We start from the raw sequence: 24527 nt of genomic DNA, 5'->3' as shown, positions 1-24527 counted from the left end.
CCGGGCCGGAGTTGTAGGTGGACATTGAGCTCCAGACGGCTGCCGTGGCGCTCTGCGTGGCGCTTCCCCTCACCTTCGCCCTCCGGCTGCCAACGAAGACGGGCCGCAGGGGCGAACAGATGCCCCGGATCGGCGGACTCAGCATCCTCGGCGGTTTCGTCGCCTCGATCCTGATCATGGCCCTCTTCAGCGACCATGCGAGACGGCTCGTTGGTGACGACCGGCGGGAGTTCCTCGTGCTGGTGGCCTGCGGCGCGGTCGTTTGCGCGGTTGGGGCCCGCGACGACTTCAAGGACCTTGACTGGCGTTACAAGATGTCCACGCACTTTCTCGCGGCGCTGGGCATCTACCTGGCGGGGTTCCGTATCGGCGAGACGACGCTGCCCGGCGGGGGGACCCTGGCGCTCGGTTGGATGGACCCCGTGGTAAGCATTTTCTGGGTGATGCTGATCACGAACTCGATCAACCTCATCGACGGCCGCGACGGTGTCGCCGCCGGTGTCGCCGCCCTCGTCTCGAGCACGATGTCGTACATCGCCTGGGACCTCGGGCACGACCTCATCGCGATGCTGTTTGCCGCGCTTGCCGGCGCGTCACTCGGGTTCGTGCCGCTGAACCTGCCGCAGGCGAAGCGCTTCCTCGGCGATTCAGGAGCCTACTTCCTCGGCTTCATGATCGCCGGCCTCAGCATCGCAGGCTTCGTCGATACGACGGGGCGGGTGCCGCTCTACATCCCACTGGTGGCGCTTGGATTGCCGGTCCTCGATACGGGAGTCGCGTTCGTGCGCCGCTATCTCGATGGCCGGCACCCCTTCAAGCACGACGCCGACCACTTCCACGACCGGATGGAGCGGGCGGGTTACTCCCCGCGAAAGCTCACGCTCGTGAGCTACGCCATCACGCTCCTGTTCTGCGCAGGGGCGCTGCTCGCCCACACGTGGTACAAGAGCGCGGGGTCCGCGATCGTCGGGCTGGCCGTGCTGGCGTTCGCAGTCGCGTTGATCGTGCTCTTCGGATATGGCACGTCTTTCTGGAACTCGGCGAGGGTGTCTGGATGGCGGGGCACCGCGGCCGGGCAAGACCTGTAGCTAAGGATTCGGGCGCCCAAGGCACCGGTTCTTCAAGGTGCGCAGGGCGTATGAGGTGGCATGGAGCCCGAACCTGGCCCAGATCGCCACGAACGTCGCGGCATCGAGCAAGAACGTTCCCCGAAGGTGCTTCCGGTAGTAGTGCCACATCCCGCGATGGTGGGCGGCCATGGCGCGGTAGACCGCCTTCCGCGAGCTTCCCCCCACGCGGTGGCGGATCGTCGCCCCGGGGAAGTAGACCACCTCGAGTCCGGCGTCCCTCACCCTGCGGCAGTAGTCGACGTCCTCGATGCTGAAGAAATAGGCGGCGTCGAGCAGGCCAACCGCTTCTCTCGCCCGGCGGTGGATGAACATGAACGCCCCGGAGACCCAGTCCACGGGGCGAACGTCGTCGTGGGACCAGGCGGTCATCAGGTAGCTGCTTGAGAAGCGGTTGCGGGGGAACAGCCTGGTCGTGAGCGAGTGCCGGTTGAAGAAGGCGTTCCTGTGGCCGGGGAATGCACGGGCGCTGGGCTGGATCGAACCATCGGAGTTCAGGATTCGGGCTCCTGCGACGCCAGCGTCCGGGTGCCCGGAGAGGTACGCGGCGGCGGCGAGGGCACCGGCATCCAGCAGTACCGCGTCGGGATTGAGGAGGCAGACAACGTCGCACGTTTCGAGCACCCGCATGCCGGCATTCGCGGCGGCAGCGAAACCGACGTTGCGTTCCTCCTCGATGACCTGGACCACTGGCCAGCGCCGCCGGACCGCCTCGGGAGCCCCATCGCCAGAGGCGTTGTCCACCACCACCGTCGTCTCGAGGAGCGCGGGGAGGTGGCATTCGATGGATTCGAGGCAGGCGAGCAGCAGTTCACGGCACTTGTAACTCACGACCACGATCCCCAGCCTCACGAGACGACCTCCCGGTAGACGTCGACCGTCTCGGCGGCTGCGCGTTCCCAGGAGAAGCGGGCTGCGAACTCGAGTGCCTGCGCCGAAAGTTCCGCTCGCAGCCCTGGGGTGGTCAACAGGCGGACAGCCTCGACGGCGATCACCGATGGGTCCCGGGCAGGGACGAAGACTGCAGCGCCCGCCAGCACTTCAGAGACCGCGGGCGCATCGGCCGCAACGACCGGCGTGCCGCAGGCCATCGCCTCCAGAGGTGGCAGCCCGAAGCCTTCGAACAGCGAAGGAAACAACAGTGCCGTCGCGCCGGTGAGCAACGGAGCAAGGGCATCATCCGGGACGTAACCGAGAAAGCGGACCGACCTGGACACGCCGAGCCGCCCGGCTTCGCGTTCGAGCCCCGTACTCAGCCGGCCGGGATTCCCGGCGAGCGCGAGGGTGGTCCCGGGTGCCTGCGCGAGTATCGCGGGCATCGCGCGAATGGCGTCCACTGCGCGCTTCCCGGGCTCGGCGGTGCCCAGGCAGAGCAGGTAAGGCGATTCGAGCGACAACTCTCGGCGAGCGGCCGCGACTTCTTCCGCCGAGGCCGGCGCCAGGCCCGCTCGCGGCGCTTCTGCTATGACACGGACGTGTTCCGGCGGGTAGCCAAGGTAGCGCACGACATCGGCGGCAACGGTCGCCGATGGCACGATGACGCGGGCCGCGCGCTTCGCGCACCGGGCGAGGTACCGGTAGTAGCGGCGATGCCACGAGGTGTAGCGCGCCGGCATGGGGTAGAACGTCAGGTCGTGGACCGTGGCGACGGCCGGGACCACGGTCTTCGGGACGTAGAAGTGGGGCCCGTGATAGACATCCACCTCGGACCGGGCAAGGACGCCGCTGAGCGCGATCGCCTCCCACGCCTGGCGGCCGCGGCCAGTTGGCCGCGGGCGGATCGTGTCGACGCCAAATGCGAACGGTTCGGGGGCCGCTACGACCAACTCGACGCCCGGCACGGCCGCCAGCGCTCGCCCGAGTTCGACCGTGTAGACGCCCGCCCCGGCTGGCCGGGCCGGCAGTGCGCTTGCGTTGTAGAAGACCCGGAGGGGCCGCCCGTTCATCCGGCGATCCTAACGGAAGGGCGAAACTATAATCGCGGCCATGAAGGGCGTCGTGTTGGCCGGAGGCAAGGGCAGCCGCTTGCGGCCCTTCACCTACTCGGGTGCCAAGCAGTTGGTCCCCGTCGCGAACATCCCGGTCCTCCATTTCCCCGTCCGCCAACTGGTGGATGCCGGGATAGCCGAGATCGCCCTCGTAGTCGGCGATACGGAGCCGCAGATCAGGTCGGCTATGGGTGACGGCAGCGCGTTCGGGGCAAAGTTCACCTACATCCGCCAGGAAACCCCGCTCGGCATCGCCCATGGGCTCGGACTATGCCGTGACTTCGCCGGCGCGGAGCCGGTCGTCCTCTACCTGGGCGACAACGTGCTCCTCGGCGGGATCAGCACCTTCGTCGAGCGCTTCGCCGGGTCGACGGCACAGGGCGCGGTTGTGCTGAAGGAGGTCGAAGACCCGCGCGCGTTCGGGGTTGCCGTCGTCGAACACGAACGCCTCAAGCGAGTGGTCGAGAAGCCCACGCAACCGCCGTCGAACCTCGCCGTGATCGGCGTCTACGCCTTCCGGCCGGAGGTCTTCGAGGTCATCGCCGCGCTGAGACCCAGCGCGCGCGGCGAACTCGAAATCGCTGACGCAATCAACGGGCTGATTAATGCCGGCCTGGGCGTCGAGGCGACCGTGACCAGCGCCTACTGGATCGACACGGGGAAGATGGAGGACATGCTCAGCGCGAACCGGGCCATCCTCGACACCTGCGCCGATGCCACCGACCCTGCCGCACATATCATCGGCGGCTCGAAGCGCGGGGTGGCGGCCATCGCCTCCGGGGCGCGGCTGGAAGCGTGCGAGCTCATCGGTCCGGTAGCCATCGGCGCCGGCGCCGAACTTCGGGGCTGCCGGATCGGGCCTTACGTGGCCGTCGGCAGCGGCTCTCACATTGAGGGCAGTGCCATTCGCAATTCGATCGTCATGGAAGAGAGTTCCATCACGGCTTGCCCCGGGCTGGAGGACTCGATGATCGGCCGGTTCACGGTGGTCGAACGTGCCCCGGCCGGGGCCCGCCTCACTCTCGGCGACCACTCCCGCTTCGAAGGCCCGGCGTGAAGGCGCTCATCACCGGCGGTTGCGGGTTCATCGGCAGCCACGTCGCGCGGGCGTTCGTCACCGACGGCTGGGAGGTGACGAACCTCGACAAACTCACCTACGCAGCGAACCCCGCCAACGTCGCCGGCCTCGCCGGGCAGCCAAACTACCGGTTCATTGAAGGCGACCTTTGCGACGCCACCCTCGTCCGCGACCTGGTGGCGGGGATGGACCTTGTCCTCAACTTCGCCGCCGAGACCCACGTCGACCGCTCGCTCCTCGACCCGGCAGTTTTCGCGCGGACGGATGTCGAAGGCGTCGTGTGCCTGCTGGAGGCGATTCGCGCCGATGGCCGGGCCGCCCTCCTGCACATGTCCACCGACGAGGTCTTCGGCTCCCTCCCCGAGCCGGAAGAGGCCGCGGAAGACGCCCCGTTTGCGCCCACTTCGCCGTACTCCGCGAGCAAGGCAGCCGCCGAGCTGATGGTCCGGGCCTACCGCGAAACCTACGGCCTGCCCGTGACCGTGCTTCGCTGCTGCAACGTGTTCGGGCCGCTTCAGCACGTCGAGAAGTTCATCCCGCTCTTCACCATCCGGGCGCTCGCGGGCGAGCCGATGCCGCTCTACGGCGATGGCCTGCAGCAGCGCGAGTGGTTGTACGTGGACGACCTGGTGGAGGCCATCCGGTTCGTCGCCCGTGGGTCTTCCTCCGATGTCCGTGAGATCAACGTCGGTTCCGGGCACCGGGTGACCAATATCGAGATAGCCCGGCGTATTTGCGAGTTGACCGAGCGGCCGGGCTCCCTGATCCATCCCGTGCTCGACCGGCCCGGGCATGACCGTCGCTACGCGATCGACTGGTCGAAGCTGCGGGCCACGGGCTGGTCGCCGAAGGTCGACTTCGAGGACGGACTTGCGCGGACCGTCGCGTGGTATACCGCGCACGGCCGGGAGCGGGCTGAGGGAGACGACCGCTTCGCCGGGTACTTCCGCGAGCAGTACGGCCAACGCCTCAAGTAGCGAGTCAGGGAAGGATGGCGGGTTCCGCGATGAGCGGCCGGTGGTCGCTGCCTTCGCCGCGCCCTTCCCGGATGGAGAGACAAACCACCCCGGCGCTGTGGAAGACGTGGTCGATGCGGATCGGACGGAGCTTGCGGCCCTGCGGCCAGGTCGTTTCGTTGCCACGGCCGCGCTCCTCGTGGCAGCTGTCGAGTCCCAGGCCCTTCAGCTTCCGATACCAGGTGTGGTGCTGGTTCATGTTGAAGTCACCCGCCACCACAACCGGGCCATTCTCAGTCCGAAGCTCACCCAGGATCGTCTTCCAGCCCGCATTCCACTCGGCGGCGAGCCACGCCCCGAGGCCTGGCGACGTCGGGTGCAAGCCGTAAAGGACGACGGGCGCGCCGTCGATGCGGATCGTCGCGCGGATGAACGGACGTCCGCCGGCAAACAGCACAGCGCTGTCTTCAAGCGGCAACTTTGAGTAGAGCACCGTGCCGAAGTACGGGTTTTCCAGACCCAGGACCCGGTGCGGGTACCGATCGAGGAGACCGGCGTCGTTCAGCGCGGCCTCCATGCCCGGTCCGTACTCCTGGAGGAACAGCACATCCGGGTCGGCCGAGGAGACTTCAGCGGCGATGCCGGAAAAGTCGGGGTTGTCGAAGTAGACGTTCGCAGTCATCAGCCGCAGCCGCGGAGCGCCAGTGGCCTGCGCGGGAATGGCCTCCGCCGGCCCGTAGTCCGGGAGCACCCAGGCGATGTGGAAGACAACGACGATGGCCGCGGCACCCGCCGGGACCCATCGCCGGCATGCGATAGCAGCAGTGGCGACCGGGTAGGCGGGGAGGTAGATCCAGAACGTATAGGCGTCGGCCCAGATCAGCAGGAGGTTCGTGTCCGGCCTGAGGATGCGCGCGCAGATGAATCCCAACAGTGGTGTCATCGCGAGGGCAGCAAGGGCGAACGCGAAGTCCAGCGCGCGGCTCCGCCGGGAGGCTTTCCAGGGAAAGCACCGGCCCAGGAAACCCCGAATCAGGCGCCCGCTCCCGCGGAGTTCACGGTGTGTGCTGCCAGTCCAGCATCATGGCATCGATCTCCTCGCCCGCCTCCACGACCGTCACGTCCTCCGGTATCACGGTCAGAGCGTTCGCGCTGCTCATCCCGGTGAGGATGTTGCTCCCCTGCGGACCGCTGAGGTCGGCATACCAGCGGCCATCCTCGCCCTGCGTGACGATGCAGCGGGCGAAGTAGCGCCGCGGGTCCGGATTCACGACGCGCTCCCGCACAATCGCGCGAACCGAGGGACGCTCCCACCCCTGCTTCCCCAGCATCTTGAAGATCGCGGGCCGCCCGAAGAGCTCGAACGAGACCATCGAGCTGACCGGATTACCCGGGAGCCCCAGGTGCGGGATCCGCCGGCCATCGGGCGCTGCGAACGCGCCGAAGGCCAATGGCTTCCCGGGCCGCATTCGCACCGTCCAGAAGTCGACCTGCCCTTCGCGGGCGAGGACATCCTTGACCACGTCGAAATCTCCGCGGGAGACGCCAGCAGAGGTCACCAACATGTCCGCATCGAGCCCTTCGCGGAGCTTGCTCGTCAGGTCTTCGATGGTGTCCTTCGCGATGCCGAGCACCCTGGGGACCCCGCCGAAACTGGCCACCTGGGCGGCGACGGCGGCGGAATTAGCATCGTAGATCCGCCCGGGGAGGAGCGCCTCTCCGGGCGGTGTCACTTCATCGCCTGTCGAGAGAATTGCGACGACCGGGCGGCGGAAGACCGCGACTTCAGTGAGGCCGAGGGAACTGAGGACGCCGATTTCCGAGGCGCGAAGGACGCGCCCTGCTTCGATGACGCGGTTGCCGGCCCGCACATCGCCTCCTCGTTCGCGTACGTTCGCTCCGTGCTTCGCGGCCTTGAAGATAGCGACTTCTCCGCCGGGCCGTGGCTGTTCGTTCGGGCCCCGCAGCACTTCGTCGGTCTCTTCGAACGGCACGACGGCATCGGCGCCCGGGGGGATCGGGGCGCCAGTCATGATCCGGGCCGCCTCGCCCGGGCCGATCGGCACATCCGAGACATAGCCGGCAGCGAGGTTGGTGATCACACGGAGGCGGACGGGTGCGGCTTCACTGGCGCCTGCTGTATCGGCCGCTCGCAGGGCGTAACCATCCATCCCCGTGTTCGCCAGGGGTGGCAGGTCGTACGGCGAAACGACATCTTCCGCGAGCACCTGGCCAAGCGCGGCAAGGAGCGGCTTCCGTTCAACGGGCAGCCGCTGGAAGTTCGCGAGGATCCGTTCGCGCGCCTCTTCGACGCTGATCATCTCGGAGTGAGTGGGCACGGGATCGATTGTCGGCCCCGTCGCGGCTGCTTGTCGATTCGCAGGCTCCGGGAGACAGCGATGCCGCCCGGGCGGGCGGCATCGCGAGAGGTCCTGAGAAACCGGCGGTCAGGCCAGGCGTACCGCCAGGCAGGTGGTGGTGCGCTGCACACCTGAGACCTTCTGGACCGCTTCGGTGATTGCATTGCCGAGACTATCGAGGTCATCGGCCTCGAGCTGGACGATCACGTCGTAGGGGCCTGTCACGGTATCGACGGCGGCGACGCGGGCGCCGGGGTAGGTGAACTCCGCGATGGCGGAACTGACCGCTTTAGCCTTGCCGACATCGGTTTCGATAAGGACGTAGCCTCGAACGGCCATGGGAGCCTCCTGAAGTCCGCGAGTCGCGGGGGCTGATCTTTCCGTGCGGTAAGGCGGCATGTCAAGAAGATGCCGGTCTGCGGCAGGTAGCGCCGAACCGGATAGCCCGGCGCACGGGTGGTTACTTCGATGCCAGCCGCACCCGGAAGGTCGTCCCCTTCCCCGGGGCCGATTCGACCGTGATCCGTCCGCCGTGCGCCTCGACGATCCATTTCCCGATCGCCAGGCCGAGCCCGGTCCCGCCCTTGGACCGCGTCCGCTCGCTATCGGAACGGTAGAACCGGTCGAAAATGTGCTTCTGGTCCGCTTCGGAGATCCCCGCACCGTCATCCGAGACTTCCAGCTCGACGTGGCCGCCTTGCGGCTGGCAGCGAACGCGGACGATGCCCCCAGGAGCCGCGTACTTCAGGGCGTTGTCCACCAGGATCATCAGGAGTTGCCGCAAGCGGACGGTGTCGCCCTGCATCGAGCTGGGGGAGATCGTGGATTCGAGGCGCGTGCCGCGAACATCGGCCAGTGCGGACATATCTCGCACCACCTCATCCGCCAGCGCGCCCAGGTCCATCGGCGCCAGGAGCAGGTTCCCACGGCCTTCGTCAGCGCGCGCCAGGGTCGTGAGGTCGGCAACGAGCACGCCGAGATGCTCAAGTTCAGAGGCGACGGCCTCGGCCTGGTCCAGCCGGGATTCCACCGTAGCCTCCGGGTCTTCGAGAAGGAGAGAGGTGTTCGCGCGGGCGATCGCGAGCGGCGTGCGCAACTCGTGTGAAGCGTCGGAGACAAAGCGGCGTTGGGACTCCAGCACGGCGCGGATTGGCCCCAGCGTCCGGCCCGCGAGCCACCAGCCACTGACGAGCGCCGCGAGGATTGCGACACCGCCGCCCAGGATCGTCACCGTCGTCAGCGTTTCCAACTGGTGCTGCTTCGAACTGAGCGACCGCCCGGTCACCAGGAATGTCCCATCGTCGAGGTCCACGACGAGCATGCGGTAGTCCTCGTCTTCGCCGCGGATGTCGCGCGGTCCCTCCACGCTGTTGACCAGCGAGGCGAGGTCGATCCCGCGAAGGTCCACGCGCCGGGGGTTCGAAAGGACATCCCCCGCGTCGTCGAGGAGGGCGTAGAACACGTCGCTCGAGATCAGCCGGAGGCGTTCATCATCGGTTTCGTGCTCGTCTTCATCGTGCTCATCTTCGTCGTCGTCCGCTGGCGGAGCCCCGGCAGAAGGAGTGGCTGCGGGCAGTGCGAGAGCCCCCGTCGCCGAGAGTTCGCGCGCCGCAGCCCGGAGGCTCTGGTCGATTTCGCGCTCCAGGTCGTCGCGCAGCAATCCATAGGTGATGGCGCCGATGCTGGCCACCGTAAGGACGAGCGCCCCGACATACCACGCGGTCAACGTCAGCCGTGCTCGACCGAACAATCAGCCCTCCCGGATCGCGTAACCGGCGCCCCGAACGGTGCGGATCAGCTTCATCTCAAAGTCCTTGTCGATCTTGGTCCGCAGGTAGTGGATGTACATGTCCACGACGTTGGAGTCCGTCAGGACGTCGTAGTTCCAGACGGTGTCGAGGAGGCGCGTGCGCGTCATCACCTGGCCGGCGTGCCGCATCAACTCTTCCAGGAGCACAAACTCCTTGGCGGTCAGGTCGATCGTCTTCCCGCCGCGTACGGCCTCCCGCGTGAGCAGGTTCAGTTCGAGGTCACCGACGCGGAGGATCTGTCCTTCGAGGGACCCCGGCGAGTTCCGCCGCCCGAGTGCCCGGACGCGAGCCAGTAGCTCCTGCGGCGCGAAAGGCTTCACGAGGTAGTCGTCCGCGCCGGCATCGAGCCCGGCTACCCGGTCCCGGACGGCATCCCGCGCCGTGAGCAGCAGGATGGGTGTGCGCACGCCGTCTCGCCGGATCCTCCGCGTGATTTCAAAACCATCCAGCGACGGAAGCATGACATCGAAAACAAAGACGTCGTACTGCTCCATCCCCGCCTGTGTCAGACCCTCGAGGCCATCGGCAACGCAGTCGACGACGTGGCCTTCGGCGGTGAAGATCCGCCTGATCGCCGTCGCGAGGCTGTCGTCGTCCTCAACCAACAGGATGTGCATGTGCGTCTCGATGACAGCAAACGACGGCAGTCGCTGCATGTGAGGATTCTTATCTTCGGCCAATCTCCATCTTAGTCCCGCCCTCCAGCATGGGATCCAACACCTGCGGAGGAACACGAGCATGGATAAGCGCGTCGCAATGATTACGGGGACGGTCTTCGCCGGAGTGCTGGCGGCCGGGGCCATCGCTGCGCCGGTTGGGCCGCTTGCCGGCGGTCCGGGAGATTCTGGCGAGAGCGCGCTCGTTCGCCTCGCAGATGCGCCGGGCGCCGTCCTCGCGGTCTTCAGCGATGAGGACGAAGACGACGACGAGTACGAAGACGAAGACCATGAAGACGGCGACGAACGCGAACACCGCGGCGAGCAGCACGAAGACGACGACGACCACGACGAAGAACACGACGAGGATGACGACTGATGGCCGCCATGCGATATCAGAACGCTCGCTGGTTCGTCGCCGGATTGACCGTGGCGGCAGTGGTGGGCGGCACGGCCTACTTCATGGATGAGCCGTATGCCGCCGCCACCGCGGAACCGGCCGCGACTGCGGTCGCACCGGTTCCCGCGAACTCGAACGCGGCGAGCAACCGGGTGACGAACACGACCAGCACCACCAGTAAGAAGTCGCGAGGCTCCTAGCCATGTCCCGTTCCACGCTCATCCTGACGTTCGCCGCAACGGTCTTCGCGACCCTGGCCCTGAGTTCGGTGGACTTCGGCCACCTGCCGTGGGCGCTCTCGAGGGCGGCGGGCCTTGCATCGTTCGCTGCGCTGACCGCGTCGGTGGCGTTCGGATTGCTCATCAGCACGAAGGCCGGCGACGGGATGCTCCCGCGCCCTTTTGTCTTCGAGATGCACCAGTTCCTCTCGGTACTCTCGCTCACGCTCATCGCGCTGCACATTGGCAGCCTGGTCTTTGACCGCTACCTGGGGCTCTCGGTCGTCGACCTCTTGGTGCCATTCACAAGCAGCGAGAACACGTTCGCGTTCGGTATTGGCGTGGTCGCCGCCTGGTTGACCGGCCTGACGACCGCCAGCTTCTGGGTTCGGTCGCGCATCGGAGTGAAACGCTGGCGAAAGCTCCACTACCTGACTTTCGCTGCCTGGGGCACGGGTCTCGTCCATGGCCTGATGGCGGGCACCGACACCGGTGCGCCGGTGGTCTACTGGAGCTATGTCGTCTCCGCCGCGCTGGTGTTGGCACTCACTGCGTTGCGCATCGTAGACGCCACGGCCAGGCGGCCCGCCGTTAAGAAACCCGCGACGACGGGCGCAGGGCGCCGTGTATATTCCGAATCGTGAGAATAACCGTCTGCGGTTCCGGCGCCGGGTGGGTCACGGCCACCCGCGCCAATTCCTGCTACCTCCTCGATGACGGCGAGCGAGGCCTCCTCCTCGACTGCGGGCCCGGGTCGCTCCTCGGTATCGCGAGGAGCGGCCTCCCGTTCCCAAGCGCCTCCGCCCTCGTCGTGAGCCACCTGCACATGGACCACATCCACGGCTTCCCTCAGTGGCTCGCGCACCTCCTGCGGCCACACGGCGTCGTTCCCCGCGTCTACGGGCCGGCCGGTACGCGTGCCTACGTGGAAGCCGCCGCCGGACTGACCGGGCTCGTCTCCGGGTGGCCCGGAAAGGACGAAGGGGTCCCGCTCGAGATCCCGGTTATCGAAATCGGCGACGGCGACGAGACTCGCCTTCCGGAAGCCGGGGTCCGAAGCGCCGTGGTGCCTCACGCCCCGGATATCACCGCACTGGCACATCGGTTGGCGTTCGCGGGCCGCATCATCACGTACAGCGGCGACACGAATGTGGTGCCCGCCGTCATGGTTCCCCTCGCCGATGGCGCCGACCTCCTCATCCACGAGGCGTACTCTGAGGCAGGCCTGGCCGACTGGACTGCCACGACAGCCGATGCCACCCGCCGGGAACGCATCCTCAGCGTCTTTGCCGCAACTCACTCACGCGTCGACACGGTCGCGAAAGTGGCGGCGGAGTCGGGGGTGAAACGGCTCCTCCTCACCCATCTCAACCCGGGCGAGCAGCCCGCGCGCCTCGCAGCCGAGGCCCGCGCCCACTTCGGCGGCGAAGTCATCGTCGCCGAGGATGGGCTATCGCTGGAACTCTGAGATCCCGATGCCTCAGGCCGGTGGAAGTTCGTAGGTGACCACGACTTCCCCGTTCGTCGAGCCGGAGACGACGGTCACCGGGATGCTGAGTTCGAACTGCCCGATGAAACACAGTGCCTCCGCTCCGGTGCGGCAGTAGTAGACCGAGGCGCTCACCGACACCGTCGTCTGGCCCTCAGCCAGCATCACCGGGATGGGGAGCGTGATCGAAGCATCGTCGCTGTTCCAGCTGAGCGACCTCTCGCCGAGATTCACCACAGCAGGGTTCCCCGAAGTCAGCTCGGCCCTCGAAGGCGCCGACCCGTTGAGGTGGAAGCTGGCGGGCGTGGTGAAGGTGAGCTGGACGTTGGATGCGCCCGGAGCCACCGTCAGCGGCGGGAGTTCGACATTCGTCATTCGCCCGGGGACATTCGTCGTCACGGCCGCGACATTCGTGAAGGAAAGTGTCGAGAGCTGTCCGGTAACGGGATCGAAGACGCGGACGACGTGGTTGTTCGTATCTGCGATGTAGAGCTTGCCGTTGGCAACGGAGAGGCCGCCCGGCTCATCGAACATCGCCGTCCCGGCGACGCCGTCTGCCCAGCCGCGTTCGCCGCCGGCCGCCGTACCAACCTGGCGAGCCGTGACGTCATAGACGCGGAGGCGATGGTTGTACGTGTCCGCGATGTAGAGCGCTCCATCGTCGTAAACGACGCCTTGCGGGTGTTGCAGCCCGGCACGCGCGGCTGCGCCATCGGTGTCGCCGTAGTCGAACAACCCGGTGCCGACGAGCGTGGCAACATCGCCATCTCCCGCGATGGGGACCTGGCGCAGCGCACTCGATTCCGGGTCCACCCAGTAGATGAGTTCACCGTCAGTCGTAATCCCAGAAGGCTGGGCGAGCGTCGCCAACAGCCTGCGGTTGCCGTCGTTGATGCCTTCACGGCTGGTGCCGGCAAACGGCGCGATTGTCCCGGTTGCCAGGTTGAGCGCCCAGAGCTGGTGGATCCCTGCCATGGAGATGAAGAGCGTCTTCTCCACGGCGACCACGTCCCAGGGCGATGCAAGCGCGGTTGCCCTCGCCTCTGCTTCCCCCTTCGGCAGACGCTGCAACTGCTGGCCGGTGCCCGCTATGGTCGTCACCTCGAAAGACGCCGTGTCGACTGCCCTGACGGCGTGATTCCGCGTGTCGGCCACGAAGAGCGTCCTTCCGTCCGCTGAGAGCGCGAGGCCCTGCGGCTGGCGAAAGGCGGATTCTTCGGCTGCACCGTCGGCGAACCCCTCTTTGCCCGTGCCAATCGCCTTCAAGAGTGCTCCGTCCAAGGTCGAGACGATGACCCGGTTGTTGCCGGAATCGGCCACGTAGAGCCGCTCCGAGCGAGCATCGGCGAGCGCCTTGCCGGGATAGGAAAGCACCGCCGCGGCGGGCGCCGAATCGAGGGCCAGCGGGATCGGCAAGGGCCGCAGGAGGCCGCTGGCCGAGAACTCCTCGTGGAGCGACTTCAGGATGGGCTGGAAGAGCGCGTAGACGCCCTCGCCGGCGTGCCCTCCGACCAGGTTCCCGGCCGGGTCGATGAGCACCAGTGTCGGCCACGCGTTCGCCCCGAAGGCATGCCAGACGGCGAACTCGGGGTCGTTGATCACCGGATGTTCGAGACCGTAGCGGCGGATGGCATCGCGGATGGAGTCGTCTTCGTGTTCGGTGGCGTACTTGCCCGAGTGGACACCGATGACCACCAGTGAATCGCCGAACTCGGCTTCGAGCCGCTTCAGGTCGGGGATAATGTGCTGGCAGTTGATGCAGCCCAGCGTCCAGAAGTCCAGGAGCACGATCCGGCCCTTGAGCTCCTCGAGTGTGAGCGGGCGCTGGACGTTGAACCAGGTGACGCCAGTCGGGATAGCGGGCGCGGTTTCCTTGCCGGCCCATGACTTGCGGGCGGGTTCATCAGCCACTTCGACGCCCCCCGCCGGCGACCCGGACCCATTCGAATCGCCGAAACACGCCGCGGCCGAGACTGCGCAAACCAAGAAGAGGCATGCAACCATGATACGGAGGGCGAGAGTGCGGCGCGTCACCCGGAAGTCGGACACCGTGACAGCGTATCCGGGAAGTAGGGCCAGGCGTGACCGCCGCGGTTCACGGACGGTAAACGAAGCGACGCCGTATACTTCAAAGTCCCATGTCTGTTGAACCGTCCCTCGAGGGCTTGCGCGAAGAGGCGCTGGCGGCGCTCGCTTCGGCTTCCAACGAAGCCGGGCTTGAACAGTGGCGCATCACGTTCTTTGGGCGCCAGGAAGGCCGCATGACGGCGCTCCTGCGCTCGATTAAGGACCGCCCCGTCGATGAGCGAGCCACTTTTGGCGCAAACGCGAATCGCCTCAAACAGGAACTCGAAGGTGCCCTCGAAGCAAAGCAACAGGACCTGAAGGATGCCGCCCTCAAGGCCCTGAGCACGGATTCCGCGATCGACGTGACGCTCCCCGGCCGCCCCCAGGTCCTGGGCCGGCTCCATCCCGTGACCCAGACCATGAGGGACTGCCTGAAGGCGTTCGGCGACATGGGGTTCCGCGTCGCGGAAGGCCCCGAAGTCGAGTGGGACCGGTACAACTTCGATGGTGTCCGCATCCCCGAAGACCACCCGGCCCGCGACATGTGGGACACGATCTGGGTGAACACCCTGATCGAGGGCAAGCGCCACATGCTCCTCCGCACGCACACCTCGCCGAACCAGGTGCGGGTGCTCGAACGGACGCCCGCGCCCCCCGTCCGCGTCGTCGTCCCGGGGAAGTGCTATCGCCAGGAAGCCACCGACGCGACGCACGAATGGATGCTCACCCAGATCGAGGGCCTCGCCGTCGACGAAGGCGTCCGCATGACGGACCTCAAAGGCGTGCTCTACGAATGGTCGCGCCAGATGTTCGGTTCCGACAGGAAGATCATCTTCCACCACAGCTACTTCCCCTTCGTCGAGCCCGGGGTTGAGATGGCCATCGATTGCTTCATCTGCAGGGGCGATGGCCGGGCATGCCACACCTGCCACGGCACCGGCTGGATCGAGATACTCGGGGCGGGCATGGTCCATCCCGAGATCATCGAGACCGCCGGCTACGACAGCTCGCGCGTCACCGGTTTCGCTTTCGGTCTTGGCGTCGAACGCGTCGCCCTCCTCCGCTGGGGCATCGAAGACATCCGCAACTTTTACGCCAACGACGTCCGCTTCCTGCAGCAGTTCTAGGAGGAGCTCCAGATGAAACTCTCACTGAACTGGTTGCGCGAGTTTGTCGACGTGGACCTGCCCGTGCCGGAGCTGGCCCGCCTGCTCATCGACGCCACGGCCGAAGTCGAAAGCTGGGAGACAATCGGGGCGCAGTGGGACGCTCAGCGCATCCGTGTCGCCGAGGTTGTTGCGATCGAACCCCACCCGAACGCCGACCGGCTCAGGCTGGTCACGGTCGAAGCCGGCCACGGCCGCCAGCAGGTCGTCTGCGGGGCGCCGAACGTCGCCGTCGGTCAGAAGATCGCGTTCGCGACCGAGGGCGCCGAACTCGTGGACGGACATACCGGCGAGCGGGCGAAGCTCAAGCTCCGCCCAATCCGGGGCGTCGAATCCGCCGGGATGGTGCTCAGCGAGAAGGAGCTCGGGTTGAGCGAGAATCACGAAGGCATCCTCGTCCTTCGCCCCGAAGCTCCCATTGGCCGGCCGCTTGTCGAAGAACTCGGCGACATCGTGTTCGACATCTCGACGTGGGCAAACCGGGCGGACCTCCTCGGCGTGCTCGGGTTCGCGCGCGAAACCGCCGCCATCACCGGAAAGGCGATGCGCCAGCCGGCCCTGTCACATACCCAGTCCGCGCACAAAGTGGCCGACGCGATTACGGTCGAGATCGAGGACCCGGACCTTTGCCGGCGCTTCACCGCCTCGCTCATCGAGAACGTCAGCATTGGCCCGTCGCCACAGTGGATGCAGGAGCGCCTGCAGAAGTCCGGCATGCGCCCGATCAACAACGTCGTCGACATCACAAACTACGTCATGCTCGAGACGGGCCAGCCCTTGCATGCGTTCGATTACGACCTGGTCCGCGGCAAACGGATCGTGGCGCGGCGGGCGAAGCAGGGCGAAAAGCTGACCACCCTGGACGGCGTGGAGCGCGAGTTCGACAACGAGATGCTGCTCATCTGCGACGGCGAGGGCCCCGTCGGCATCGCGGGTGTCATGGGTGGCGGCAACAGCGAAGTGAGCACGAACACGCGAAACGTCCTGCTTGAGATCGCCAACTTCCGGCCCGGGAGCATCCGCCGGACCTCCGCCTACCTGAAGCTCCGGACAGAAGCCTCGCTGAGGTTCGAGAAGGGCCTCGGCATGGAAATGCCGGAGTTCGCCCAGCACCGCGCGCTCCATCTCTTCGAGGCGCTGACCGGCGGCGCCGTCGCGGCCGGGCTGGTCGACATGTATCCCGGCAGGGAACCGCGCAAGACCGTCGTCGTCGAAGCGGCGCGCATCGAACAGGTCCTGGGCATCGCCGTCCCAACGGAGGACGTGCGCCGGATCCTCACCGACCTCGGCTTCGTTTGCCACTTCGTGCCGCCCGGCAAGTACAGCGTCCAACCGCCCGACTGGCGTCCGGACATCGAGATTGCCGACGACGTGATCGAGGACATCGGCCGCATCTACGGGTACGACAAGCTCCCGACGACGATGCTGCGCGGCGTATTGCCGGCGCCCGAAGTTGCGCCCGTGCGCGAATTGCGCGAGCGCGTCCGCGACCTCGCCGCCGCACTCGGCTTCCAGGAGACGATTAGCTACACCCTGACCGACATGGCGCGGCTGAAGCGGATGGTCCCCGAGAGCGACACCTTGCGTTCGAATCCCCTCGGCGTGGTGAACCCGGTGGCCGCCCAGCATGCCTACCTGCGGACATCGCTTCGCCCCTCCGTGCTCGAAACCTACGCGTTGAACCGCCGCAACATCGACGGCGCCCTTCGCGTCTTCGAGGTCGGCTTCGAGTACCTCCCGATTGAGGCCGACCTGCCCCACGAGGGGACGGTCCTCTGCGCCGTCCTCGGGGGGACGCGGGAGACCCGCTGGGCCCAGGCCGGCGGCGAACGGCTGGACTTCTTCGATGCGAAGGGGGCAGTCGAGTCGCTCCTTCGCGGGATGGGCGTGAAGGCGGCATTCGCGCCCCGCACCGAGTTCGGCTTCCTTGAAGGTCATACGGCCGAAGTTCGGGCGGGCAAGGAGGCGGTCGGTGTGGTCGGCCAGGTCCACCCCGACCACGCGGCGATGTTCGATATCGACGAGCCCGTCTTCCTGCTCGAACTCCGGGTGGAAGACCTCGTGCGGCACCTGCCCGAGCGGCCGGAGTACTCGGCGCCTTCGAAGTTCCCGGAGGTCCGCCAGGACATCGCGCTGCTCGTCGACGCGGCCGTCCCGGCCGGACGAGTGCTCGAGATCGCGCGGTCTCACCGCAGCGGCTCGATCAGCATCAGCGCCGGCCTGTTCGATGAATACCGGGGCAAGGGCGTGCCCGAAGGGAAGAAGTCGCTGGCCCTGCGGCTGCACTTCCAGGCGAACGACCGGACGCTCACCGACGGCGACGTGGCGAAGGTGCAGCAGGGGCTCGTGGTCCGGCTCTCGAAGGAGCTGGGGGCGGAGCTCAGGGGCAGCTAAGCCGGTGGTATGATGCAGGCCATGACCCGCGTACAGGAACTCCTCGAACAGGTGAAGGCGCTCACGCCAGAGGAACGGGCGGAATTCTGGCTGCTCGTTCCTTCGGCAGCAGACGGAGATTTCGAGCTCTCGACCGATTGGCGCGAGGAAACCCAACGGCGGGTAGAACGACTCGACTCCGGAGAAACTCAGGCCGTGCCGTGGGTCGACGTGACGCACCGGCTTCGTGAGCGGATTCGTGCCCATACGGATTGAGTTGGATCCTGAAGCTGAAGCAGAACTCGAAGCGGCCGTCGACTGGCACCTTTCGCACTCCCGCGATGTTGCCGAGCGGTTCGCCGACGAGTACGAGCGCGTCATCGAGGCTATTCACCGGTTTCCAGAGATTGGTCGGCCGATAGACGGTGGTCTCAGGCGCCTCAACATTGGTCGCACGGACTACACGATCATTTACCGGCTGCGAGATGACGTCGCCACTATCCTCGCTGTCGCCCACGCATCCCGCCGCCCGGGATACTGGCGCGAGCGCCTGTAACCGCGCTTGCTACCGCTGTTCGCGCATTCACGGTAGATTCGGGCCATGACCGCCAAAGCAACGAAGAAGTCCTCCACCGCCACGGAGATCGTGGTCGGCGATTTTCACCGCATCCTCGAACCCGATTCCAGGTGGGAACTCGGCGGCTTCGCGCTCCCCGACGGCAGCACCTGGCAGTACAGGGAACCCGGGGCGCTCGTCCTCGTCCGCAATGGCCGGCTCCAGGTCTCGGCCATGCCCTACACGCGCGGCAACAACAACGTCCAGATCCTCGACAACGCCAAGCACATGTACTTCTCCAGGGAACGCTTCGAGGTCCCGCCGGGCGGCCGCATCACTTTCGAAATCGAAATCTCCGCCCGCACCAGGGGGTGCGCTCCCGGCAACCTCTATGATGGTTATGTCAGCTGGAACCTCCTCGATTTCACCACCGGTTGGGCACTCGACTTCTTCACGGGCGGCGATGTCGTGGCCACGGTCTACGGACGCCTGCCGTTCCCCGGCACAGCGGTCCCCGACACCGGGCTGGCGCGGGCGTTCTGCATTTTCAACGAACTTGCATCGGTCCCCACGAAGCAAGGCCAGAACCACGCCTACCGCATCACCTACGACCAGGGCGCCGATCTCGTCGAGTTCGAGGCCGACGGTAAAGTCGTCGACCGTTATGACCATGTGCCCGACAAGATCACGGGCTTCATCGCCGCCCTCGGGCTGATGTCCGAAATCGACATCCTCGACGGCAAGTCCGTGAGCTGCCACGGCCAGGGCGTCGTGGGCCAGTGGAGCCCGATGAAGGTGACTCTGGAGCCGAAAGCGGAGTAGCCGCACCGACGTCCGGCGGCCCTTTACCGAACGTCCACCGTCGCGCCGTCACCACGTCCCTCGCGCGTTCCATCTCGAAGGCAAGAACCTCCGAGGTGATCACGATGTTTCCCGTTCGGCCCGGCGCTTTCGCCCTTGTCCTGGGCACCCTGATGCTTGTCGCCTGCTCGAGTCAGGCAGTGGTACCCCAATCACAAGTCCCCGCTGTGGCCGCGGACGGCACGGCCGAAGAGGTCCCGGGGAAGACCAGCGCCGCTCTCGGCCCGGAGATTGTCGCCGCCGCCGGCGAGGCTGCTTCGATCGGCTTCAACAACGCGGCCCAGGTCGTGACCTCCGACGATGGCAGCCAGCACTTCGTTTACATCACCGAGCGGTCGACCGTCTGGCACTACGACCCCGCCACCGGCGCGACGCCGATTTCGAGCTCGTCCGGCCGAAAGTCGCTGACGGCGATCGCCGCGGCCGACGGTGTACTCGTCGTCGCCTGGACCGAAGGCACGGGCGGCACGGAGTCCATCCGTGTGAGCGAGTCGAAGGATGGCGGCAAGACATGGACCGCGCCCAGCGTCCTGGCAACAGGCGCGACCGGTGTCTCGCTGGCTGCCGACGGCGGCACCGTCGTCGCCACCTGGCACCGCGGCAGCGAACAGAGCGCCGACATCCTCTTCGCCCGGCGCGACCCGAAGACGGGCACGTGGAGCGAACCGGTCCAGGTCGACACCTCGACGGCCGGCCCGGTCTGGGCCTCGGTCGACATCTCGGGGAACAACGTCTACGTGACCTGGCGGGACAACCGCAACGGGGCGTACCAGGTGTACCTGCGCCGGTCCACCGACGGCGGCAAGACCTGGCTCCCGGAACAGGTCGTTGGCGCGGCGAACACGGGCGACCCGACCGTCTGCGTCGGTGACAACGGCGTGGTCTGGCTGGCACACCACGGCAAAGGCAAGATCACGGTCCTGCGTTCGACCGACGGGGGTGCCACATGGGGCGCCGGACAAACGGTCGGCGACGGCTGGTTCCCTCGAATGAGCTGCGACGCCGGCGGCAACATGATCCTCGGCTGGGAGCAGGCCGAAGGCATGAGCGCACGCGCTGCAACGACCAAGGCCGCGGCCTACGTCACGGGGACCGCCGACGGCGTCCTGGGCAAAGCGCAAACGCTGGACGAAGCTTCCGGCACTACCGCCTCGGTGACTATCCGGGAAGACGGCTACGCCGACGCCGTCTGGATCCACCACCCGGAAGGCAACGACGAGGCGCTGACCGGGCAGCTCTGGCGGGCGGTCGTGGAGATCTCGTGACCGGATTCAGCCCACGGGAGCGACAGGAAACGCGCGTTCTCCACCGCCAACATCCCTCGGGGGGCCGCTCGCGAGACCGGCCCCTCTCAGGGCGCCCAGGAATTCTGCCTCGGATGGCGACTCCTCCTCCGCCTCATCCAGGACGAGCCACGCCTGGCCCCCGCCCGCGCCAATCAGCCAGTGGAGCCGAGCAAGTGTCTGGGGGTCGAAGTGACGTCTCTCTGGCCACCACACGAGCCGGGCAGCCGGCTCCGCGGTCAGTAACGTGGAGGCAAATGAGACGGTCGCGGCTTCATCGCTCCCGCTTCGGCCAACACCGAGTCGGGGGCGGCGACGATCATGATTGGTCCGTCGCGGGTGGTGAGACCGAGATCGCTGAGGGCGCCCATGCGGTCCGACCCCCGCGAAGATGCGCTCGACACGTTCGGCGGCAAACCTACCGGATCATCTTTCGGCGCTTTGCCGCGTTGCTGCCCTTGCCCTTCGGGGCGTTCTGACCACCCCCACCGAGCGTCCGGATCTGCTCGTCGCTCGGTCCGGTCGACTTCGCAAGGACGGGGACAGCCTTCTTCGCGGCCGGCTCGGAAACGGCGCCGTTTTCGGGCGGGGCGCCCGCCGGCGTGGCCGCTGGGTGCGAGGCGACGGCCTGGCCGTCCTGCTGGACGATTCGCACCTTGAAGACGGTCCGCGCGACCTGGCGCTGAATGTTCGCGACAAGCTGCTGGTACATGTCGTGGCCCTCGCGCTTGAAGGCCACGAGCGGGTCGATCTGGGCGTATGCCTGCAACCCGATGCTCTGGCGCAGCTCCTCGATTGCCGTGAGGTGTTCGCGCCAGTGCGTGTCGATCGCTTCGAGGAGGAGCCAGTGCTCCACCTTCCGCACACTCTCTTCGCCTATGGCGGCCTCGATGGCCTCGTACCGGTCTTCCGTGCGGTCGAGGATTTCGTCGCACAACTCTTCGCCGAGGTCTTGCATCTCCTGGATCGGCGGGACATCGTCGGCCGGGAGGATCTCGCCAATCTCGGCGCGCACCAGTTCAAGCGAGTCGATGTCGTTCGTCGCCACACCCTTGGTGATCCGCTCGATTTCCGGCAGCAGCATGTGATCGATCACGTTCACACGCGTGTCGACACCCTGGAGAATCATGTCTCGCTGGGTGTAGATCTGCTTGCGGTGCTCGTTGATGACATCGTCGAACTCGACGAGGCGCTTGCGGATATCAAAGTTGTGGCCTTCAACCTTCGTCTGGGCCTGTTCGATCGCACGCGTGACCATGCGAGACTCGAGCGGCATCTCCTCCGTCATGCCGAGCTTCTGCATCATCCCGGGCACCCACTCCGGCGAGAAGCGCTTCATGATGTCGTCGCCGAAGGAGACGAAGAAACGCGATGAGCCAGGGTCACCCTGGCGGCCGGCGCGCCCGCGCAGCTGGTTATCGATGCGCCGCGATTCATGGCGTTCGGTGCCGATGACATGAAGGCCGCCAAGCTCCGCGATGCCCGGCCCGAGCTTGATGTCGGTGCCTCGACCGGCCATGTTCGTCGCGATCGTCACGGCCGCGTTCTTGCCCGCATCGGCGATGATGTGCGCCTCTCGCTCGTGCTGCTTCGCGTTCAGCACTTCGTGAGCGATGCCCTTTCGTTGCAGCAGGCCAGCAAGATATTCGGACTTCTCGATGGAGGTGGTGCCAACCAGGACAGGCCGGCCTGCGGTGTGCATCTCCTCGATTTCGCCAACGACCGCATTGAACTTCGCGCGCTCGTTGATGTAGACGACATCCTGGTGGTCCTCGCGGACCATCGGGCGGTGCGTCGGGATGACCACCACGTCCAGGTTGTAGATCTTCGAGAACTCTTCGGCCTCGGTTTCGGCCGTTCCGGTCATGCCGGCGAGCTTCTCGTACAGGCGGAAGAGGTTCTGGAACGTGATCGTCGCGTAGGTGATCGACTCGCGCTGGACGGGCACCCCTTCCTTGGCTTCGCAAGCCTGGTGAATCCCGTGGCTCCAGCGCCGGCCAGGCATGAGGCGTCCGGTGAACTCATCGACGATGATGATTTCGCCGTCCTTCACCACGTAGTCGCGGTCGACTCGCTTGAGGAACTCCGCATCGAGCGAGGCCTCGAGGTGGCGGGCGAGGCGGGGGTCGCCGCCAAAGACGTTCTCGATGCCCAGGTTGCGCTCGACCCGAGAGATGCCCGCTTCGGTGAGGGCGATGTGCTTGGACTTATGGTCGATCTGGAAGTCGCGTTCTTCTTCGAGACCCTTCACGGCACGCGCGAAGCGGACGTAGGTTCCACTCGCCTCTTCGGCGTTGCCGCTGATGATCAGCGGCGTGCGAGCTTCGTCGATGAGGATGTTGTCGACTTCATCGATGATGGCGAAATAGAGGGGGCGCTGCGCCTTGTCATCCCATTCGCGGACCATGTTGTCGCGCAGGTAGTCGAACCCGAACTCGTTGTTCGTGCCGTAGGTGATGTCGGCGCGGTAGACATCGCGGCGGCTGCAGGGCCGGAGGTCTTCGAGGCCGCCTGTTGAGCCTTCCTCGCCCGGCCGGTAGCCGGGTTCGTACATGTACGAGACGCCGTTGTTCTGGATGACGCCGACGGTCATCCCCAAAGCGACATAGATCGGGCCGTACCAGGTCGCGTCGCGCCGCGCGAGGTAGTCGTTCACGGTGATCACGTGGACGCCGCGGCCGGCGAGGGCATTCAGGTAGACCGGGGAGATGGCGGTGAGCGTCTTGCCCTCGCCGGTCCGCATCTCGGCGATGCGTCCTTCGTGAAGGGTGATGCCGCCCATCAGCTGGACGTCGTAGGGCCGTTCCCCGACTTTGCGGAGCGACATCTCGCGGGCGACGGCGAAGGCCTCGGGCAGCAGGTCCTCGAGCGTCTCATCGGCTGCCAGGCCTTCCTTGAACTCTGCGCTCTTGGCGGCGAGGGCTTCATCGGAGAGGGCGGCAATCTCGTCCGCGTAGCTGTTGATCTCATCGACGATTGAAGAAAGCCGCTTCAGTTCCTTCTCGTTCGAGTCTCCGAGGAGGCGGCCAATGAATCCAAGCTTTGGCATATGGCCCAGTGTACTTCAAAGCGGAAAGACGGAAGAAAAGGAGGCGGGACTGCTACACCAGTCGCGCCAGCGCGGTCACCGCAGCCGCGGCAACCACCGCAACCAGCAGCGGAGCACGCCCCCAGACACAGAGCGCGGCCGCCACGAGCCCGAGCGCCCGTTCATCGATGACGACGCTGCGACCCGTGGAAAAGGCGCCGGTGACGACAAACGCCGCCAGCAGCGCCGGTGCGAGCGCGGCGACGAGAGGGAGCACCCGAGGAGGCAGTTCCCGGCCACCGGCCACTACCGGGCCTGCCGACTTGAGTGCCATGGCGGCTGCACCAACGATCAGGACTGCCATCCATGGGTCGCTCACCGCCGCCACCACCCCGCGAAACACGCGAGCGACGCCGCGACGATAGGCACCCCGGCTCTCGTGAACGGCACCAGCAAGAGGGCGATGCCCGCACCAGCGAGTGCGGCGACTGCCCCCTCGCGGCTCTTGAGCTGCGAAACCAGCAACACGAAGAAGAGGGCAGGGAAGGCGGCATCGAGTCCGTAATCTCGCGGGTCGCCGAGGAAGTTGCCGCCGAATACCCCGGCGACTGTCCCTGCCTGCCAGGAGAGATAGAGCACTACCCCGGCGCCGAGCAGCGTCCCCCGGTCGAACGTGCCGTCCCCCCGGTTTGCCACGGCCCACGATTCGTCGATCACAAGCTGTGCCTGCCCGAAGCGCGCGGCGCGCGATCCGCGGAGGACCGGCGCTACCGAGAGACCGATGGGGAGATACCGGCTCGCCAGGAGGATGGCCGCCACCACCGCCGCGCCAAGGCCACCGCCATCCCCAAGGATCGAGACGGTGGCGAACTGCGACGCCCCCGTGAACGTCGTTAGCGACATCACGATCGGCGCCATCACGCCGAAGCCGTTCGCCCGCGCGAGCACACCGAAAGAGGCGCCAAAAGCCACCAGTGCGACACAGAGCGGAAGCGCCGCCCGCACACCGTAGGCGAACCCGGCCTTCTTCCCGGCTGCGGGACGGTCACTGCTCATGCCTGCGAGCGAACCACGAACCCGGAGTAGCCGCTATCGCCGCCCTCCGCCGGC

25 protein-coding genes are annotated in these 24527 nt (G+C 66.5%); 13 read left to right on the top strand and 12 right to left on the bottom strand.

The genetic code is table 11. The annotated features are described in order from the left end of the window. Positions 1 to 17 precede the first annotated feature (17 nt). Positions 18 to 1088 (top strand): MraY family glycosyltransferase, encoded by a 1071-nt coding sequence (locus tag IPG14_RS08790; RefSeq protein ID WP_343391552.1) that lies wholly within the window; start codon positions 18 to 20, stop codon positions 1086 to 1088. On the opposite strand, the gene IPG14_RS08785 is transcribed toward IPG14_RS08790, so the two are convergent. Further along, the gene (locus IPG14_RS08785; protein ID WP_343391551.1) at positions 1089 to 1979 is read right to left on the bottom strand and encodes a glycosyltransferase family 2 protein; all 891 of its coding nucleotides are present in this window, start codon (positions 1977 to 1979) and stop codon (positions 1089 to 1091) included. Continuing rightward, positions 1976 to 3073, bottom strand: coding sequence for a glycosyltransferase family 1 protein (locus tag IPG14_RS08780; protein ID WP_343391550.1), 1098 nt, complete (start codon positions 3071 to 3073; stop codon positions 1976 to 1978). Before IPG14_RS08780 ends, IPG14_RS08785 begins: the two co-directional genes overlap by 4 nt. A gap of 40 nt (positions 3074 to 3113) precedes the next feature. Between IPG14_RS08780 and IPG14_RS08775 the strand changes: the two genes are divergently transcribed. Both IPG14_RS08775 and IPG14_RS08770 read left to right on the top strand, forming a co-directional pair. Beyond that, positions 3114 to 4172 carry a glucose-1-phosphate thymidylyltransferase gene (locus IPG14_RS08775; RefSeq protein ID WP_343391549.1) on the top strand — a complete coding sequence of 353 codons (1059 nt, stop codon included), beginning with the start codon at positions 3114 to 3116 and terminating at the stop codon, positions 4170 to 4172. Then, on the top strand, positions 4169 to 5170 hold the full coding sequence (locus tag IPG14_RS08770; RefSeq protein WP_343391548.1) for a dTDP-glucose 4,6-dehydratase: 1002 nt from the start codon (positions 4169 to 4171) through the stop codon (positions 5168 to 5170). Before IPG14_RS08775 ends, IPG14_RS08770 begins: the two co-directional genes overlap by 4 nt. A 4-nt stretch (positions 5171 to 5174) precedes the next feature. Here the strand turns inward: IPG14_RS08770 and IPG14_RS08765 are convergent, their stop codons facing one another. The 5 genes from IPG14_RS08765 to IPG14_RS08745 all read right to left on the bottom strand — a co-directional run bounded on the left by IPG14_RS08765 (position 5175) and on the right by IPG14_RS08745 (position 9976). Further along, positions 5175 to 6092, bottom strand: coding sequence for an endonuclease/exonuclease/phosphatase family protein (locus IPG14_RS08765; RefSeq protein ID WP_343391547.1), 918 nt, complete (start codon positions 6090 to 6092; stop codon positions 5175 to 5177). Between the two features lie 112 nt (positions 6093 to 6204). After that, positions 6205 to 7488: a gephyrin-like molybdotransferase Glp gene (glp, locus tag IPG14_RS08760; RefSeq protein ID WP_343391546.1), complete on the bottom strand. Its 1284-nt coding sequence runs from the start codon at positions 7486 to 7488 to the stop codon at positions 6205 to 6207. A gap of 108 nt (positions 7489 to 7596) precedes the next feature. Continuing rightward, on the bottom strand, positions 7597 to 7848 hold the full coding sequence (locus IPG14_RS08755; RefSeq protein WP_343383760.1) for an Lrp/AsnC ligand binding domain-containing protein: 252 nt from the start codon (positions 7846 to 7848) through the stop codon (positions 7597 to 7599). Positions 7849 to 7969: 121 nt separating this feature from the next. Then, on the bottom strand, positions 7970 to 9259 hold the full coding sequence (locus IPG14_RS08750; protein ID WP_343391545.1) for a HAMP domain-containing sensor histidine kinase: 1290 nt from the start codon (positions 9257 to 9259) through the stop codon (positions 7970 to 7972). Continuing rightward, on the bottom strand, positions 9260 to 9976 hold the full coding sequence (locus IPG14_RS08745) for a response regulator transcription factor (RefSeq protein ID WP_343391544.1): 717 nt from the start codon (positions 9974 to 9976) through the stop codon (positions 9260 to 9262). Between the two features lie 82 nt (positions 9977 to 10058). On the opposite strand from IPG14_RS08745, the gene IPG14_RS08740 reads away from it, so the two are divergent. From IPG14_RS08740 to IPG14_RS08725, 4 genes are read left to right on the top strand one after another with little or no spacing between them, the layout of a single operon-like run. After that, positions 10059 to 10355, top strand: coding sequence for a hypothetical protein (locus IPG14_RS08740; RefSeq protein ID WP_343391543.1), 297 nt, complete (start codon positions 10059 to 10061; stop codon positions 10353 to 10355). Continuing rightward, positions 10355 to 10576, top strand: a complete 222-nt coding sequence (locus IPG14_RS08735) for a hypothetical protein (RefSeq protein WP_343391542.1) — start codon at positions 10355 to 10357, stop codon at positions 10574 to 10576. Before IPG14_RS08740 ends, IPG14_RS08735 begins: the two co-directional genes overlap by 1 nt. Before the next feature lie 2 nt (positions 10577 to 10578). Beyond that, on the top strand, positions 10579 to 11238 hold the full coding sequence (locus IPG14_RS08730; protein WP_343391541.1) for a hypothetical protein: 660 nt from the start codon (positions 10579 to 10581) through the stop codon (positions 11236 to 11238). Further along, the gene (locus IPG14_RS08725; RefSeq protein ID WP_343391540.1) at positions 11235 to 12062 is read left to right on the top strand and encodes an MBL fold metallo-hydrolase; all 828 of its coding nucleotides are present in this window, start codon (positions 11235 to 11237) and stop codon (positions 12060 to 12062) included. Before IPG14_RS08730 ends, IPG14_RS08725 begins: the two co-directional genes overlap by 4 nt. Positions 12063 to 12074: 12 nt before the next feature. On the opposite strand, the gene IPG14_RS08720 is transcribed toward IPG14_RS08725, so the two are convergent. Further along, positions 12075 to 13994, bottom strand: a complete 1920-nt coding sequence (locus IPG14_RS08720) for a thioredoxin-like domain-containing protein (RefSeq protein WP_343391539.1) — start codon at positions 13992 to 13994, stop codon at positions 12075 to 12077. Positions 13995 to 14221: 227 nt separating this feature from the next. Here IPG14_RS08720 and pheS point away from each other — a divergent pair, with 227 nt between their 5' ends. From pheS to IPG14_RS08690, 6 genes are all read left to right on the top strand, one after another. Beyond that, positions 14222 to 15277 (top strand): phenylalanine--tRNA ligase subunit alpha, encoded by a 1056-nt coding sequence (gene pheS / locus IPG14_RS08715; protein WP_343383752.1) that lies wholly within the window; start codon positions 14222 to 14224, stop codon positions 15275 to 15277. A gap of 12 nt (positions 15278 to 15289) precedes the next feature. Further along, positions 15290 to 17710: a phenylalanine--tRNA ligase subunit beta gene (gene pheT / locus IPG14_RS08710; RefSeq protein ID WP_343391538.1), complete on the top strand. Its 2421-nt coding sequence runs from the start codon at positions 15290 to 15292 to the stop codon at positions 17708 to 17710. A 21-nt stretch (positions 17711 to 17731) separates the two neighbouring features. Beyond that, a complete protein-coding gene (locus IPG14_RS08705; RefSeq protein WP_343383750.1) occupies positions 17732 to 17965 on the top strand; it encodes an addiction module protein in 234 nt (77 codons plus the stop codon). 1 nt (position 17966) lies between these two features. After that, a complete protein-coding gene (locus tag IPG14_RS08700; RefSeq protein WP_343383749.1) occupies positions 17967 to 18245 on the top strand; it encodes a type II toxin-antitoxin system RelE/ParE family toxin in 279 nt (92 codons plus the stop codon). Between the two features lie 45 nt (positions 18246 to 18290). Then, on the top strand, positions 18291 to 19067 hold the full coding sequence (locus IPG14_RS08695; protein ID WP_343383748.1) for a DUF6081 family protein: 777 nt from the start codon (positions 18291 to 18293) through the stop codon (positions 19065 to 19067). 104 nt (positions 19068 to 19171) lie between these two features. Then, a complete protein-coding gene (locus IPG14_RS08690; RefSeq protein ID WP_343391537.1) occupies positions 19172 to 20371 on the top strand; it encodes a sialidase family protein in 1200 nt (399 codons plus the stop codon). Positions 20372 to 20628: 257 nt separating this feature from the next. Here IPG14_RS08690 and IPG14_RS08685 read toward each other — a convergent pair whose 3' ends face one another. The 4 genes from IPG14_RS08685 to IPG14_RS08670 are packed head-to-tail and all read right to left on the bottom strand — an operon-like array spanning position 20629 to position 24473. Then, the gene (locus IPG14_RS08685; RefSeq protein WP_343391536.1) at positions 20629 to 20760 is read right to left on the bottom strand and encodes a hypothetical protein; all 132 of its coding nucleotides are present in this window, start codon (positions 20758 to 20760) and stop codon (positions 20629 to 20631) included. 47 nt (positions 20761 to 20807) lie between these two features. Then, positions 20808 to 23438: a preprotein translocase subunit SecA gene (secA, locus tag IPG14_RS08680; protein WP_343391535.1), complete on the bottom strand. Its 2631-nt coding sequence runs from the start codon at positions 23436 to 23438 to the stop codon at positions 20808 to 20810. A 52-nt stretch (positions 23439 to 23490) separates the two neighbouring features. Next, the gene (locus IPG14_RS08675; protein ID WP_343388877.1) at positions 23491 to 23796 is read right to left on the bottom strand and encodes an AzlD domain-containing protein; all 306 of its coding nucleotides are present in this window, start codon (positions 23794 to 23796) and stop codon (positions 23491 to 23493) included. Further along, positions 23793 to 24473 carry an AzlC family ABC transporter permease gene (locus tag IPG14_RS08670; RefSeq protein WP_343391534.1) on the bottom strand — a complete coding sequence of 227 codons (681 nt, stop codon included), beginning with the start codon at positions 24471 to 24473 and terminating at the stop codon, positions 23793 to 23795. Before IPG14_RS08670 ends, IPG14_RS08675 begins: the two co-directional genes overlap by 4 nt. Positions 24474 to 24527: the final 54 nt, after the last annotated feature.

This window comes from Candidatus Amarobacter glycogenicus (assembly GCF_016704105.1).
Classification (GTDB): Bacteria; Chloroflexota; Dehalococcoidia; order Tepidiformales; family Tepidiformaceae; genus Amarobacter; species Amarobacter glycogenicus.
This window is presented reverse-complemented; position numbering and strand designations above follow the sequence as displayed.

What these genes read in the sequence shown, in the direction of transcription:
- IPG14_RS08780 (WP_343391550.1), bottom strand. Translation starts at nt 3,073, where the DNA reads ATGAACGGGCGGCCCCTCCGGGTCTTCTACAACGCAAGCGCACTGCCG.
- IPG14_RS08775 (WP_343391549.1), top strand. Translation starts at nt 3,114, where the DNA reads ATGAAGGGCGTCGTGTTGGCCGGAGGCAAGGGCAGCCGCTTGCGGCCC.
- IPG14_RS08765 (WP_343391547.1), bottom strand. Translation starts at nt 6,092, where the DNA reads ATGACACCACTGTTGGGATTCATCTGCGCGCGCATCCTCAGGCCGGAC.
- IPG14_RS08755 (WP_343383760.1), bottom strand. Translation starts at nt 7,848, where the DNA reads ATGGCCGTTCGAGGCTACGTCCTTATCGAAACCGATGTCGGCAAGGCT.
- IPG14_RS08745 (WP_343391544.1), bottom strand. Translation starts at nt 9,976, where the DNA reads ATGCAGCGACTGCCGTCGTTTGCTGTCATCGAGACGCACATGCACATC.
- IPG14_RS08740 (WP_343391543.1), top strand. Translation starts at nt 10,059, where the DNA reads ATGGATAAGCGCGTCGCAATGATTACGGGGACGGTCTTCGCCGGAGTG.
- IPG14_RS08735 (WP_343391542.1), top strand. Translation starts at nt 10,355, where the DNA reads ATGGCCGCCATGCGATATCAGAACGCTCGCTGGTTCGTCGCCGGATTG.
- IPG14_RS08730 (WP_343391541.1), top strand. Translation starts at nt 10,579, where the DNA reads ATGTCCCGTTCCACGCTCATCCTGACGTTCGCCGCAACGGTCTTCGCG.
- pheS (WP_343383752.1), top strand. Translation starts at nt 14,222, where the DNA reads ATGTCTGTTGAACCGTCCCTCGAGGGCTTGCGCGAAGAGGCGCTGGCG.
- pheT (WP_343391538.1), top strand. Translation starts at nt 15,290, where the DNA reads ATGAAACTCTCACTGAACTGGTTGCGCGAGTTTGTCGACGTGGACCTG.
- IPG14_RS08705 (WP_343383750.1), top strand. Translation starts at nt 17,732, where the DNA reads ATGACCCGCGTACAGGAACTCCTCGAACAGGTGAAGGCGCTCACGCCA.
- IPG14_RS08695 (WP_343383748.1), top strand. Translation starts at nt 18,291, where the DNA reads ATGACCGCCAAAGCAACGAAGAAGTCCTCCACCGCCACGGAGATCGTG.
- IPG14_RS08690 (WP_343391537.1), top strand. Translation starts at nt 19,172, where the DNA reads ATGTTTCCCGTTCGGCCCGGCGCTTTCGCCCTTGTCCTGGGCACCCTG.
- IPG14_RS08685 (WP_343391536.1), bottom strand. Translation starts at nt 20,760, where the DNA reads ATGGGCGCCCTCAGCGATCTCGGTCTCACCACCCGCGACGGACCAATC.
- secA (WP_343391535.1), bottom strand. Translation starts at nt 23,438, where the DNA reads ATGCCAAAGCTTGGATTCATTGGCCGCCTCCTCGGAGACTCGAACGAG.
- IPG14_RS08670 (WP_343391534.1), bottom strand. Translation starts at nt 24,473, where the DNA reads ATGAGCAGTGACCGTCCCGCAGCCGGGAAGAAGGCCGGGTTCGCCTAC.